The sequence below is a fragment of the Aeromonas sp. S9(2024) genome (assembly GCF_041403185.1).
Lineage (GTDB): Bacteria > Pseudomonadota > Gammaproteobacteria > Enterobacterales > Aeromonadaceae > Aeromonas > Aeromonas enteropelogenes.
The window spans coordinates 218,990-233,511 of sequence record NZ_JBGLRE010000006.1 but is presented as its reverse complement, the minus strand read 5'-3'; the positions used below and the strand labels follow the sequence as shown (position 1 = coordinate 233,511).

Sequence of the window (14,522 nt, the reverse complement as noted above, 5' to 3'; positions counted from 1 at the left end):
TCTTTTTCTCGAGTATCAACGTGGCAAAACAGATCCAAGCTATTCGCGGTATGAATGATTGCCTGCCGGAGCAGAGCCCGGTATGGCAGAAAGTTGAACAGATCCTGCGCCAGGTCGTTGCCAGTTATGGTTACAGCGAAGTGCGCATGCCCATCGTCGAGCAGACGCATTTGTTCAAGCGCGCCATCGGTGAAGTGACCGACGTGGTCGAAAAAGAGATGTACACCTTTGAAGATCGCAACGGCGACAGCCTGAGCCTGCGTCCGGAAGGGACCGCCAGCTGTGTGCGCGCCGGTATCGAACACGGTCTGCTTTACAACCAGGAACGCCGCATGTGGTACATGGGTCCCATGTTCCGCCACGAGCGTCCCCAGAAGGGCCGTTACCGCCAGTTCCACCAGTTTGGTGTCGAGCTGTTTGGCATCAACGGGCCGGACATCGATGCCGAGCTCATCATGCTGACTCACCGCCTGTGGCGTCTGTTCGGCATCCAGGATCACGTCACCCTGCAGCTCAATACCCTGGGCCAGAGCAGTGAGCGTGCGGCTTACCGTGATGCCCTGGTGGCCTACCTGGAGCAGTACAAGGATCAGCTGGACGAAGACAGCCAGCGTCGCATGTACAGCAACCCGCTGCGGGTGCTCGACTCCAAGGATGAAAAAGTCCAGGCCATCCTGGTCAATGCCCCGCGTCTGTTCGATCACCTGGGCGAAGAGAGCCTGGCCCACTTCGAGGGTCTCAAGCGCCTGCTCGAGTCTGCCGGTATTCAATATGAAGTGAACGAGCGCCTGGTGCGTGGTCTCGATTACTACAACCTCACCGTATTCGAGTGGGTGACCAACAGTCTGGGTGCCCAGGGCACCGTCTGTGCCGGTGGCCGTTACGACGGTCTGGTAGAGCAGTTGGGTGGCCAGCCGACCCCGGCCGTGGGTTTCGCCATGGGCATGGAGCGTCTGGTGTTGATGCTGGAAACGCTCGAGCTCAACGCCGATATCCGCCCGGCGGTGGATGTCTACCTCTGCATGGTGGGCGAGGGGACCGAGCAGGCTGGCTTCCAGCTGGCCGAGCGTCTGCGCGATGCGCTGCCGGATCTTCGCCTGATGAGCCACTGCGGTGGTGGCAACTTCAAGAAACAACTCAAGCGTGCCGACAAGAGCGGCGCGGCGATCGCCCTGATCCTCGGTGAGACCGAGGTGCAAAATGGGGAGATCACCATCAAATATCTGCGTGGTCAGGCCGAGCAACAGACCGTCACGGTCGATGCCGCCATTGCCCTGCTGGCAGCCAAAGGAGAGTAAGCTGTGGAAGTCTATACCACCGAAGAACAACAGGTTGAGGTTATCAAGGCGTGGTGGAAAGAGAACGGAACCTCGGTGATCGCCGGGACCGTGATCGGTCTGGTTGGTCTGTTCGGCTGGCGCTATTACAACCAGCATCAGCAAGAGACCATGGAGGCTGCTTCCAGCTCTTACAACCAGGTGCTGGAGCAGCTGGCAAAGGGCGAAGCTGCCGATCTTGAGCAGGCGCAGCAGTTTGTCACCGCCAACAAGGGCGATGCCTATGGCGATATGGCTGCACTGCAACTGGCCTCAGCCGCTGTGAAGGCGGGCAAGCTGGACCTGGCGGCCGAGCAGCTTGCGCTGGTGGCCTCCTCAGGTGACGAGAGCATTCGTCCGTTTGCTTCCCTGCGTCTGGCCCGGGTGCTGAACGGTCAGGGCAAGGCCGACGAGGCGCTGGCCCAGCTTGGCAAGATCAACAATGACGCCTTCAAGGCCCAGGTGGCGGAAGTGCGTGGCGATATCCTGCTGGGGCAGGGCAAGCTGGAAGAGGCGCGGGATGCCTATCAGGCGGCGGCGGATGCCGGCGGCCTGCAGGGCAGCCAGGAACTCAAATTGAAGATGGACGATCTGGCCTTGCCGGCCACGACCACAGGTGAGGCAGCGGATGCGTAATCTATTCAAGATGATGGCGTTGGGGGCGGCAGTCTCCTTCGCTCTGCAGGGGTGCTCCCTGTTCAGTTCGGAAGAGGATCTCACCCCGATGGCGCCCCTGCCGCAGGTGACCTCTTCCTTCACGGCGGATACCGTCTGGTCCTCCACCGTGGGTGACGGGATCGGCAACTTCTACTCCCAGCTCAAGCCGGTGGTGGAAGAGGACCGTATCTATGCCGCCGCCCGTGACGGCGACGTCACTGCCTTCGATCGCGCCAGCGGCAAGGAGCTGTGGAGCGTCGATCTGGCGGATCTGCCGATCAATGCCGACAAGCGCAGCGCCCGTCTCTCCGGCGGTCTGGTTGCCCGTTACGGCAAACTGTTCCTCGGCTCCGAAAACGGGGTGGTCTACGCCCTGAACGAGGAGAACGGCGAGGTGCTGTGGCAGACCTCGGTGCCCGGTGAAGTGGTGGCAAGCCCGGCGGTGGAAGATGGCCGTGTGGTGGTGCTGACCACCTCCGGTCGCCTGGTGGCGCTTGATACCGATGAAGGCAAGCTGCAGTGGTCGCTCTCCGAAGAGCAGCCGCCGCTGACCTTGCGCAGCACCGGCGCCCCCATCATCACCAACGGCGCCGTCATTTACGGCCGTGCCGATGGCAAGGTGGGTATTGCGCTGCTGAGCAACGGCCAGCCGGTGCGCCAGTCCAAGGTGGCCGACCCGCGCGGCGCCACCGAGCTGGATCGCATGGTGGACGTGGACGCCAGCCCGCTCATCGCCGGTGACGAGCTTTATGCCATCGCCTACAACGGCCAGCTGATGGCCCGCAAGCTGATGAGCGGCGACGAAGTGTGGAAGCGCAAGTATTCCGGCTACCGCGATCTGGCGCTGACCGGCAATGCCATCGTGCTGACCGACAGCCGCAGCCATCTGTTTGCCATCGACCGTCGCAATGGTCTGGAGCTGTGGTCCAATACCCAGCTGGAGAATCGTACCGTTACCGCACCTGTCATCCTGGGTGACTATGTGGTGGTGGGTGATGTGGAAGGATACCTGTACTGGCTGGATCGTACCGACGGTACCATCCAGGCGATGCAGCAGCTCGACAGCAGTGGTCTCTACTCCGCCCCCCTGGTGGATGGTGACACCCTGTATGTACAGAGCCGTGACGGCAAGTTGTACGCCATCAAGCGTCCCTGATCGTCCGAAAATGTGAATATCCGGCTCCTGGTCTTCGGACCCGGAGCCTTTGTCGTCTTGAGAATGAGGCTTTTATGACTCCTGTAGTAGCCCTGGTGGGCCGCCCCAATGTGGGGAAATCCACCCTGTTTAACCGCTTGACCCGTACTCGGGATGCCCTGGTTGCCGACTTCCCCGGTCTGACCCGGGACCGCAAATACGGTCAGGCGAAGTTGGGCGAGCTGGAATTTATCGTGGTCGATACCGGCGGTATCGATGGCACCGAAGAGGGGATCGAGCTGAAGATGGCCGAGCAGTCCCTGCTGGCCATCGATGAAGCGGACGTGGTGCTGTTCATGGTGGATGCCCGCGCCGGTCTGACCGCCGCGGATCAGGCCATCGCCGAGCACCTGCGCAAGTCCCACAAGAAGGTGTTCCTGGTGGCCAACAAGACCGACGGCATCGACGGTGATTCCGCCGTGTCCGAGTTCTACGGTCTGGCCCTGGGCGAGGTGTACCAGATGGCGGCGGCCCACGGCCGTGGTGTATTGAGCCTGCTGGAGCTGGCCCTGGCGCCCCACCTGGAGGAGCTGGTCGGTGCGGTAACCGGGGAAGAAGCGCAGGATGAAGAGGAGGAGGACTTCGACGAAGAAGCCCTGCTGCGCATGGTGGCTGCCGGTGATCTGGATACCAAGGAAGACACCAAGGAGACTCCGTTTGCCGACTTGCCCATCAAGTTTGCCATCGTCGGTCGCCCCAACGTCGGCAAATCCACTCTGACCAACCGCATGCTGGGTGAAGACCGCGTCATCGTCTATGACATGCCGGGCACCACCCGCGACTCCGTCTACATCCCGATGGAGCGCGACGATCAGAAGTACGTCATCATCGACACCGCCGGCGTGCGTCGTCGTGGCAAGGTGCACGAGACGGTGGAGAAGTTCTCCGTCATCAAGACCCTGAAGGCCATTGAAGATGCCAACGTCTGCCTGCTGGTGATCGACGCCCAGGAGACCATCACCGATCAGGATCTCAGCATCCTCGGCTTCGTGCTCAACACCGGCCGATCCGTGGTACTGGTGGTGAACAAGTGGGACGGTCTGGATCAGAAGGTGAAAGAGGACGTCAAGAATGAGCTTGATCGTCGTCTGGGCTTCATCGACTTCGCCCGCGTGCACTTCATCTCGGCCCTGCACGGCAGCGGTGTCGGCCACCTGTTCGAATCCATTCAGGAGGCGTACCAGTCGGCGACCCGCCGTACCAGCACCGCCATGCTGACCCGCATCATGCAGATGGCCCAGGAAGATCACCAGCCGCCCATGGTGAACGGTCGCCGGGTCAAGCTGAAGTACGCCCACGCCGGTGGTTACAACCCGCCGCGCATCGTGATCCACGGCAACCAGCTCAACGACTTGCCGGATTCGTACAAGCGCTACCTCATCAACTACTTCCGCAAGTCCCTCAAGATCATGGGCACCCCGATCCGGGTCGAGTTCCAGGAGTCGGTCAACCCGTTCGAGGGCAAGAAGAACACCCTGACACTGAGTCAGGAGCGTCAGCGCAAACGCCTGCTGAAGATGAAGAAGAAATAAGCCCTGGCGGCTGCCCTCACCGGCAGCCGCTTTGTTATGCTCTCCCGGATCCGGAAGGGAAGGGGAACCAGCCATGGGCCACCCCATGGCTGGTTCACTTTACGAGGAGTCGAAAATGGAAACCCCGCTTTGTCCATCCTGCCAGGCCGAACTGGATACCCGCAGCAAGGAGCAGACCTGCGGCCAGTGTCAGGCCAACGTGCGCATCACGGCGCTATGCCCCACTTGCCAGCAGGAGTTGGAGCGGCTGAAGGCGTGCGGCGCGGTGGATTACTTCTGCAACCACTGCAACAATCTGGTCTCAAAACGCTCGGTGCAGTTCCAGGCGACCCTGTTGCCATGATGGTTGGTTAGTAAAAGAAGCGATAAAAAAACCCGGCAAATGCCGGGTTTATGCTGTGTGCTCAGCGATGAGCAGGGTAAATGAGCGGTTTCTGCGCCATATCTTGCGCTTCATGTCATTAAGCTTGAGTTTGCGTCTGGGGCTCCAGCTGCTCTTTGCTTTTCTGACCAGACTGATTTTTCTACGTTTTTGCATCTTGGTCTCCTCCCAATTGGGTGGCCATCCCGGCCTTGGGTCATTGGCGGAGCCCATCGGAAATTGCTGTTAGTGCATATCTCAACGCTATGAAAAACAATGCGATTTCAGATAGGCTCCGATGTGATCAGATGGTAGCAGAGAAATTTGGCCGAAAACAGCGGGATCAGCAGGTTAACTCTGGGTGATCCGGCTCACTACCTCGGCGATAATGGTCGGCCGCTCTACCGGCTCTGACGGACTGTCGTCATCCCGATCGAGACTTTCCCGCTGCTGATCCTTCTGCTGTTCGTTGTCGAGCCACAGCAGGCTCTGGTAATACTGGCGCACGTTGTTGACGTAGTTACGCGCCTCGCCGCCACGGGCATAGCCATAGCGCACCTTGCGATGCCAGCGCGCCTGCTGCAGCAGCGGCAGCACCTCTTTCACGTCGCCCCAGGCATCCGGGTTCTTGCCGAGTTCCTTGGTCAGGCGACGGGCATCCATCATGTGGCCGTAGCCGATGTTGTAGGCAGTGAGGGCAAACCACACCTTCTCATCCTCGGGCACAGAGTCGGGCACCTTCTCCATCATGTGTTGCAGATAGAGGGCGCCCCCCTTGATGCTCTCCTCCGGATGGGTCCGGTCGTTGACCCCCATCGCCTTGGCGGTGGGTTCGGTCAGCATCATCATGCCGCGCACCCCGGTATAGGAGCGGGCCTGGGGATCCCAGTGGGATTCCTGGTAGCTGATGGCCGCCAGCAAACGCCAGTCGATGTTCCTGGCATAGGCCTGGAACAGAGGCTGGTATTTCGGCAGCAGGCTCTTGGCGCGCTTCAGGAAGGTGCGGGTATCGACGAAGTCGAAGTTCTGCACGTGGCCGAAGTATTTCTCATCCAGTTTGGCGATGGCGCCATCCATGAAGCGCTGGCCGAAGAAGTCGATGACGCTGGCATAGAGGCTGTCGTCCGGCAGCTTGGTCATGGCCCAGGCCACGGTTTGCTGCTGGGCCAGGGTCAGGCCATCGGTGAGTTCCGGGTAGTAGCGCTGGGTGCGAGCCAGCACGGTATCCTGCACTATCGTGTAGTCGATCTCTTCTTTTACGACCTGTTTGAGCAGATCTTCCACGTCGGCATCGGTGCGGGTGCTCCAGTTGAGGTTGGGATAGTCCTTGCTGAGTTCTTTGAGCAGATCTTCGCCGCTGGAGCCTGCGGCCACCACCAGTTTGCCCTTGATGTCGTTCAGGGAAGCAGGCTTGGGCTTGCCGTTGCGATAGACCAGCTTGGGGGAGACCTGATAAAAGCCGGGACCAAAGCGCAGCAGTGCGCGCCGCTCCGGCGTGACCATGATGGCGGCGGCGGCGAGATCCAGCTTGTCTTTTTGCAGCAGGGCTACCAGCTCGTCGGCGGTGTTGACCGGCACTATGGTGAGCTTGACCCCCAGCCAGTCGGCATAGTTTTTGGCCAGTTCGTAATCGAAGCCCTGGGCGATGTCGTCCCGCTGGTAATAGGAGGTGGGGCCGTAGAGGGTGCCAACCCGGATCTCGCCCCGTTGGCGGATCTGCTCCAGCTGACTGGAGGGGGTATAGAAGTCACAGCCACCCAGGGCCAGCGTCAACATCAACCCGATAAACAGTCGAAAAATGCAGCGCAAGTAGGTGAGTACCTTTGTTGAAAAAATCGGCATTTGTCAAAAAAGAGGCACCTTTATACCAGAGAGTGTGCGTCGAGTCACACTGCATCAAATTAGAAAAACGTTTGTCCGCTGTGAGCCAGATCCCTATAATACGCGCGTCTCAATTCCCCCCCACTTTAAAACTTGGTGAGAAAGGTCATATGGATATCTTGCGTGGTGCCCCTGCACTGTCTGAGTTTCGAGTCCAAAAACTGCTGCAACGCTTCGCGCAGATAGCGGCAGAGAGTGAACCGGAGAGAGGAGTAGAGATAGAAGGGATCTATGCCGAATATGTGCACTTTGCCGAGCTGACCAGCCCGCTGTCGCCCCCCGAGCGAGCGACCTTGGGCCAGCTGCTGCGCTACGGCCCGACCATCCCCGAACACACCCCCAGCGGTCAGCTGTTTCTCGTTACCCCCCGCCCCGGCACTATCTCCCCCTGGTCTTCCAAAGCAACCGACATCGCCCACAACTGCGGCCTGACCCAGGTCAAGCGCCTCGAGCGCGGCATCGCCTATTACGTGCAGGCCAAGGGTGAGCTGAGCGCGGCCCAGCGCGCCGACGTGGCCGCCGTGCTGCACGATCGCATGATGGAAGTGGTATTTGGCGAGATGGAGCAGGCAGCTGCCCTGTTTGCCCATCACGAGCCGCGCCCCTTTACCCAGGTGGATGTGCTGGCCGGTGGCCGCGCCGCCCTGGCCGAGGCCAACCTGGCACTGGGTCTGGCGCTGGCCGACGACGAAATCGACTACCTGGTGGAGAACTTCACCCGGCTGGGTCGCAATCCCAACGACATCGAGCTCTACATGTTTGCCCAGGCAAACTCCGAGCACTGCCGCCACAAGATCTTCAACGCCGACTGGACCATCGACGGTGAGCAGCAGCCCAAGTCGCTGTTCAAGATGATCAAGAACACCTTCGAGCAGACGCCGGATCATGTCCTGTCTGCCTATAAAGACAACGCCGCCGTGATGGAAGGGAGCCAGGCCGGCCGCTTCTTCCCAAGCCCCGCCAACGGCGAGTACCAGTATCACCAGGAGCAGGTCGACATCCTGATGAAGGTGGAGACCCACAACCACCCGACCGCCATCTCCCCGTTCCCGGGTGCAGCCACCGGCTCTGGCGGCGAAATTCGCGACGAGGGCGCCACCGGACGCGGCGCCAAACCCAAGGCGGGTCTGGTTGGCTTCTCCGTCTCCAACCTGCGTATCCCCGGTTTCGAGCAGCCCTGGGAGCAGGACTTCGGCAAGCCGAGCCGCATCGTCAGCGCCTTTGACATCATGCAGGAGGGGCCGCTTGGCGGGGCGGCGTTCAACAACGAGTTCGGCCGTCCGGCCATTCTCGGTTACTTCCGTACCTTCGAAGAGGAGGTGCCGAGCCACAATGGCGTCGAGGTGCGTGGCTACCACAAACCCATCATGCTGGCGGGCGGCATCGGCAACATCCGCAGCGAGCACGTCCAGAAAGGGGAGATCCCGGTCGGGGCCGCCCTCATCGTGCTGGGTGGCCCGGCCATGAACATCGGTCTGGGCGGCGGCGCCGCATCCTCCATGGCCTCCGGCCAGTCCGCCGAAGATCTCGACTTTGCCTCGGTGCAGCGTGACAACCCCGAGATGGAGCGCCGCTGCCAGGAGGTGATCGACCGCTGCTGGCAACTGGGGGACGACAACCCCATCGTCTTCATCCACGACGTGGGGGCGGGTGGCCTCTCCAACGCCATGCCGGAGCTGGTGAGCGACGGCGATCGCGGCGGCCGTTTCGATTTGCGTGCCATCCCGAATGACGAGCCGGGCATGAGCCCGCTGGAGATCTGGTGCAACGAATCCCAGGAGCGTTACGTGCTGGCCGTGGCCCAGGACAAGCTGCCCCTGTTCAAGGCCCTGTGCGAGCGTGAACGCGCCCCCTATGCCGTCATCGGCACCGCCACCGAAGAGAAGCACCTGACCCTGTCCGATGCGCACTTCGACAACCAGCCCATCGATCTGCCGCTGGACGTACTGCTGGGCAAGGCGCCCAAGATGCACCGCGACGTGCAGAGCCTGCCCGCCCAGGGCAAGGCGCTGCAACTGGACGGCATCACCCTCGGCGACGCCGCCGAGCGTGTGCTGCGCCTGCCGACCGTGGCGGAGAAATCCTTCCTCATCACCATCGGCGATCGCTCGGTGACGGGCCTGGTCAACCGCGACCAGATGGTCGGCCCCTGGCAGATCCCGGTGGCCGACTGCGCCGTCACCGCCGCCACCTACGACAGCTATCACGGCGAAGCCATGTCCATGGGCGAGCGTACCCCGGTGGCGCTGCTCTCCCACGCTGCGTCGGCCCGTATGGCGGTGGCCGAGGCCCTGACCAACCTGGCGCCGGCCCACATCGGATCGCTGAAGCGGGTCAAGCTCTCCGCCAACTGGATGTCTGCCGCCGGTCACCCGGGGGAAGATGCCGGTCTCTACGAGGCGGTCAAGGCGGTGGGCGAGGAGCTCTGCCCGGCCCTTGGCATCACCATTCCGGTGGGCAAGGACTCCATGTCCATGAAGACTCGCTGGCAGCAGGATGGCAAGGAGCAAAGCGTCACCTCGCCGCTCTCCCTGCTCATCTCTGCCTTTGCCCGGGTCGAAGACGTGCGCAACACAGTGACCCCGCAGCTGCGCACCGATCTCGGTGAAACCGACCTCATCCTCATCGATCTTGGCAACGGCAAGCAGCGCCTCGGCGCCTCCGCCCTGGCCCAGGTCTACCGCCAGCTGGGGCAAAGCGCCCCGGATCTGGACAACCCGGTCCAGCTCAAGGGCTTCTTCAACGCCATCCAGGCGCTGGTGGCGGATCGCAAGCTGATCGCCTACCACGACCGCTCCGACGGCGGCCTCTTCGTCACCCTGACCGAGATGGCGTTTGCCGGTCACTGCGGCCTCGACATCCAGCTTGACCGCGTGGGTGGTGACCTGCTGCCGGCCCTGTTCAACGAGGAGCTGGGTGCCGTCATCCAGGTGCGCCGCGACGACAAGGAAGCGGTGCTGACCCTGCTGGCCGGCCACGGTCTGGCCGCCTGCTCCCATGTGCTCGGCACGGTGCGTGAGGGAGACCTCATCACCCTGCAACGGGCCGGTGAAGAGGTTTATCGCGCCAGCCGCACTGCCCTTCGCACTATCTGGGGTGAGACCAGCTGGCAGATGCAGCGCCTGCGCGATAACCCCGAGTGTGCGGATCAGGAGCACGCCGCCCGTCAGGACGCCACCGATCCGGGCCTGCAGGCCAAGCTCTGCTTCAACCCGTCTGAAGATGTGGCCGCACCCTATATCGCCAAAGGTGTCTCACCCCGTCTGGCGGTGCTGCGCGAGCAGGGGGTCAACTCCCACGTGGAGATGGCGGCGGCGTTTGACCGCGCCGGCTTCACCGCGGTCGACGTGCATATGAGCGATATCCTCTCCGGTCGTATCAAGTTGGAGCAGTTCCAGACCCTGGTGGCCTGTGGCGGCTTCTCCTACGGTGACGTGCTGGGGGCGGGCGAAGGCTGGGCCAAGTCCATCCTGTTCAACGACAACGCCCGCGAGCAGTTCCAGCGCTTCTTCGAGCGCGGTGACACCCTGTCGCTCGGCGTGTGCAACGGCTGCCAGATGATGTCCAACCTGCGCGAGCTCATCCCGGGGGCTGATCTGTGGCCGCGTTTCGTGCGCAACCGCTCCGAGCGTTTCGAGGCGCGCTTCAGCCTGGTCGAGGTGCAGGAGTCACCCTCAGCCTTCTTCGCCGGCATGGCGGGCTCCGTGATGCCGATTGCCGTCTCCCACGGGGAAGGGCGCGTGGAAGTACGCGATGCTGCTCACCTGGATGCGCTGCAAGCCAGCGGTCTGGTGGGTCTGCGTTTCGTGGACAACCGCGGCAACGTGACCGAGCAGTACCCGGCCAACCCGAACGGCGCACCGGCGGGCATCACTGCGGTGACGACCACAGATGGTCGCGCCACTATCATGATGCCGCACCCGGAGCGGGTGTTCCGCACCGTGGCCAACTCCTGGCACCCGGACCACTGGGGCGAGGATGGCGCCTGGATGCGGATGTTCCGCAATGCCCGGGTTCGTCTGGGTTAATCCCGACACTGCCCATCAAAAGGCCGCTCAATGAGCGGTCTTTTTTTATCCTGTGGGTAAGCCTGCTATAAGGCTGGTAGTGCGGGATCGAGGGTGCCTTGTTGGCAACGGATTTACCCTGTAGTTGTTGCCGCTCTGGCAATGGCAAGAAAGGGAATAAGGAGAAGGGGCGCTTGTGACCTCAACGAGCGAGTGACAAGAGAAGAGGAGCATAAAGAGATGCGGGGGCCAGCATGTCTGTTCCCCTGACATGAGGCAAAGCCTGAGTATACGTGCACTCTTCCATTAGTAGTCGGCGGCAGGCAGTAAAAAGGCGACCCCGAGGTCGCCTTTTGCATCTGTCTATCCAGCCGGATATCTCGCGCTTAGAGCACCATGGCGGCAATCCAGCCGAAAATGATGAGCGGGATATTGTAGTGGATAAAGGTGGGCACCACGCTGTCCCAGATATGGTCGTGCTGGCCATCGGCATTGAGACCCGAGGTCGGGCCCAGGGTGGAGTCCGAGGCGGGGGAGCCCGCATCACCCAGCGCGCCGGCGGTGCCGACCAGGGCGATGATCGCCATGGGGGAGAAGCCCAGTTGCAGGCAGAGGGGCACATAAATGGTGGCGATGATGGGCACGGTGGAGAAAGAGGAGCCAATCCCCATAGTGATAAGCAGACCCACCAGCAGCATCAGGAAGGCGGCAATCCCTTTGTGCTGGCCAATGCTGGAGGCAACGACCTGCACCAGGCTTTCGACCCCGTGGGTGGCCTTCATCACGGCGGCAAACCCGGCGGCGGAGATCATGATGAAGCCGATCAGCGACATCATGCGTACCCCCTGGGTGAAGGCATCCTGGCTCTCGCGGAACTTGATGACGCCACCACAGGTGAAGATGACGAAACCGGCCAGGGCACCCAGGACGATGCTGTTGGTCATCAGCTGCAGGCCGAGGGCCACGGCGATGGCCAGCAAGGCAACCCAGATGTGAGTGAGGTTGAGCTCGACGGCTTCCGGCTCGGCATCCAGGATCTTGGCCAGATCATACTGACGGGGCTTGCGGTAGCTGATAAAGACGGCTACCAGCAGACCCAGCACCATGCCGCCGACCGGGATGGCCATGGCCATCGGGATCTGGCTGGTGGTGATGGCGACGCCATTGTCGATCAGGTTCTTGGCCAGAATGTTGTTCAGGAAGATGCCGCCAAAGCCGACCGGTAACAGCATATAGGTCGCGGTCAGGCCGAAGGTGATGACACAGGCTACCTGGCGACGGTCGATCCGCATCTGTGCCATCACGTGCAACAGGGGCGGGATCAGGATCGGAATGAAGGCGATATGAACCGGGATCAGGTTCTGGGAAGAGATGGCGACGGCCAGGATGGAGCAAAGCAGCAGAGCCTTGACCCAGAGGATACGGGAGCTGCTGGCATCCTTGCCCAGTTGGCTGATCACCTTGCGGGCCAGCAGGTCGGTGATCCCGGAGCGGGAGATGGCGACGGCGAAGGCGCCCAGCATGGCGTAGGAGAGGGCGATTTCGGCACCGCCACCCAGGCCACCGCTGAAGGTGCTGAGGGTGTCGGTCAGCGAGAGCCCGCCGACCAGGCCGCCGGCGATGGCGCCCAGAGCGAGGGAGACCACCACATTGATCCGCAGCAGGCTGAGCACCAGCATCAGCCCCACTGCGACAACAACAGGATTCATTTGATTTCCTTATAGTTTGTGATTGCTGTCTGTCATATGAAAGAGAGCTAGTTTGCGAAAAATGTGACAAATGTCGAGAAAAAAATCAGGAGAGAGGGCCATCCGGTAGCGGCATCTGGCACAAAGTTGATCCTGTACGGGATTTATCTCCGCAGTTCATCTCTATGCTGGTCAGAATGGGGCCAGGAAGAGGCTCCGGCCTTATGGCCAACAGCAAAAAGGCTGCCCATGGCAGCCTTTGGTTTATGCATCCTGTGCATCGTCGTTGGCAGGGGCATAAGTGGTCTCTTCATCTATCTGGGCGGGAGGCCAGCCCCCCATGCTCTTCCAGCGGTTGACGATATGGCAGAAGAGATCCGTGGTGCGCTCCGTGTCATAGAGGGCGGAGTGGGCCTCTTTGTTGTCAAACGGGATGCGGGCCGCCTGACACGCCTTGGCCAGCACCGTCTGACCGAGGGCCAGCCCGGACAGGGCGGCGGTATCGAAGGTGGCAAACGGGTGGAACGGATTGCGCTTGAGCCCGGCCCGCTCGGCGGCGGCCATGACGAAGCCATGATCGAAGGTGGCGTTGTGGGCCACTATGATGGCGCGGCCGCAATCCTGCTCCTTCATCCCCTTGCGAATGCCCTTGAAGATCTCGGTCAGCGCCTCTTTCTCTGAGACGGCTCCGCGCAGCGGGTTGTAGGGGTCGATGCCGGTGAACTCCAGCGCTGCCTTCTCCAGATTGGCCCCTTCGAACGGCTCGACATGAAAGTGGAAGATTTGGTCGGGCACGAGCCAGCCCTGCTCATCCATTTTCAGGGTATAAGCGGCGATTTCGAGCAGGGCATCGGTTTTGGCATTGAAACCTGCGGTCTCAACATCGATGACGACGGGGTAAAAACCACGAAAACGGCCCTTGAGGGTATGAACTGCGTCGGTCATGGGATCTCGGTCGGCGTAAAACAGGGCGGCATTATGGCAAAAAAGCCGGTGCTTGTCCCCCCGTCTGGCCAGAGGGGGGGCGACCTAGTAGCGGCGCAGCCACCAGCGCGCCGCAATGAGGGCGGTGAAGGCGCCAAGCAGGGCGCTGGCCAGCACGTCAATGGGCCAGTGCATGCCGAGCAGCATCCGAGACAGGCCAATTCCCAGTGCCCACAAGGGGAGCAGCCAGACCCCTCCGGGGGCACGGGCCAGCCAGATTAGGCCGAAAAACTGCGCCAGCGCGATGGCGGCGATACTGTGGCCGGAGGGGAAGGCGTAGTTCACCTCCGCCTGCCAGTGATGACCCAGCCAGTCGGGCAGGGCCAGCAACTGGCTGGCGGCATGGACCTGTTCGCTGCGCAGCTCGGTGGCACTGGCGTAGAAGGTCTTGAGCGCCGGAATGAGGGATTGGCTCTCGAGCCAGAGCAGATAGGGCCTGGGCTCCTCGGTCAGGTGCTTGAGGAGGCTCTTGAGGAGCCAGTCACAGGCCAGCAGGGCAAACAGGGCGCCGGCGAGGGCCACAAAGGCTGCGTGATCCAGTTTGAGCTTGTGGCGGGTCAACAGCAGCAACACGGCGCCTGTTACCACGATCCCGGGGAGATCGACCGTACGGGTAAGGGCGTAGAGCCACCATAGCCCGTCCCCATGCAGCAGCGCGGGGACAAAAGGCTGCCAGTGCAGGCAGACGAGCAGCAGCAGGGGAAGGATCAGCAGGGCGCTGAAACCGGCTACCTGACGGCGAGTGAGAGCGGTGGCGTGAAGCTGTGGTGACATAAAGAAAAGCAGACAAGGGCGATGGCAAAAGAGGGTCATTGTGCCAGCGGGCGACCGGGAGGGCAAAGTCTGCCGCCTCCTTGTTACCTCTGCTTACACAATCGGCCACATATTGCCCTTTGGCCGG

Annotated in this window: 11 protein-coding genes; 6 read left to right on the top strand and 5 right to left on the bottom strand. The window is 61.7% G+C overall.

Translation table 11 applies throughout. The features are described 5' to 3' along the window. Positions 1-20: 20 nt before the first annotated feature. From hisS to ACB028_RS12285, 5 genes are all read left to right on the top strand, one after another. A complete protein-coding gene (hisS, locus tag ACB028_RS12305) occupies positions 21-1,298 on the top strand; it encodes a histidine--tRNA ligase (protein ID WP_026456143.1) in 1,278 nt (425 codons plus the stop codon). A gap of 3 nt (positions 1,299-1,301) precedes the next feature. Then, positions 1,302-1,952, top strand: a complete 651-nt coding sequence (locus ACB028_RS12300) for a YfgM family protein (RefSeq protein ID WP_371144405.1) — start codon at positions 1,302-1,304, stop codon at positions 1,950-1,952. Continuing rightward, entirely contained in the window at positions 1,945-3,129 is a 1,185-nt protein-coding gene (bamB, locus tag ACB028_RS12295) for an outer membrane protein assembly factor BamB (RefSeq protein WP_042071731.1), read from the top strand. Before ACB028_RS12300 ends, bamB begins: the two co-directional genes overlap by 8 nt. Positions 3,130-3,203: 74 nt before the next feature. Further along, the gene (gene der / locus ACB028_RS12290) at positions 3,204-4,700 is read left to right on the top strand and encodes a ribosome biogenesis GTPase Der (RefSeq protein ID WP_061475428.1); all 1,497 of its coding nucleotides are present in this window, start codon (positions 3,204-3,206) and stop codon (positions 4,698-4,700) included. A gap of 115 nt (positions 4,701-4,815) precedes the next feature. Beyond that, the gene (locus ACB028_RS12285; protein WP_371144404.1) at positions 4,816-5,043 is read left to right on the top strand and encodes a zinc ribbon domain-containing protein; all 228 of its coding nucleotides are present in this window, start codon (positions 4,816-4,818) and stop codon (positions 5,041-5,043) included. A gap of 48 nt (positions 5,044-5,091) precedes the next feature. Here the strand turns inward: ACB028_RS12285 and ACB028_RS12280 are convergent, their stop codons facing one another. Together ACB028_RS12280 and mltF are read right to left on the bottom strand one after the other, a co-directional pair. Next, positions 5,092-5,238: a hypothetical protein gene (locus ACB028_RS12280; RefSeq protein ID WP_167335329.1), complete on the bottom strand. Its 147-nt coding sequence runs from the start codon at positions 5,236-5,238 to the stop codon at positions 5,092-5,094. Positions 5,239-5,412: 174 nt separating this feature from the next. Beyond that, positions 5,413-6,903, bottom strand: coding sequence for a membrane-bound lytic murein transglycosylase MltF (mltF, locus tag ACB028_RS12275; protein WP_371144403.1), 1,491 nt, complete (start codon positions 6,901-6,903; stop codon positions 5,413-5,415). Positions 6,904-7,052: 149 nt separating this feature from the next. On the opposite strand from mltF, the gene purL reads away from it, so the two are divergent. Next, on the top strand, positions 7,053-10,970 hold the full coding sequence (gene purL / locus ACB028_RS12270) for a phosphoribosylformylglycinamidine synthase (RefSeq protein WP_371144402.1): 3,918 nt from the start codon (positions 7,053-7,055) through the stop codon (positions 10,968-10,970). A gap of 365 nt (positions 10,971-11,335) precedes the next feature. Here the strand turns inward: purL and ACB028_RS12265 are convergent, their stop codons facing one another. The 3 genes from ACB028_RS12265 to ACB028_RS12255 form a co-directional block, all read right to left on the bottom strand. Further along, entirely contained in the window at positions 11,336-12,658 is a 1,323-nt protein-coding gene (locus ACB028_RS12265) for a Na+/H+ antiporter family protein (RefSeq protein ID WP_042025976.1), read from the bottom strand. Positions 12,659-12,901: 243 nt separating this feature from the next. After that, positions 12,902-13,582 carry a ribonuclease T gene (rnt, locus tag ACB028_RS12260; RefSeq protein ID WP_371144401.1) on the bottom strand — a complete coding sequence of 227 codons (681 nt, stop codon included), beginning with the start codon at positions 13,580-13,582 and terminating at the stop codon, positions 12,902-12,904. Positions 13,583-13,666: 84 nt separating this feature from the next. Continuing rightward, positions 13,667-14,395, bottom strand: a complete 729-nt coding sequence (locus ACB028_RS12255; RefSeq protein ID WP_371144400.1) for a phosphatase PAP2 family protein — start codon at positions 14,393-14,395, stop codon at positions 13,667-13,669. Between the last annotated feature and the right edge of the window lie 127 nt (positions 14,396-14,522).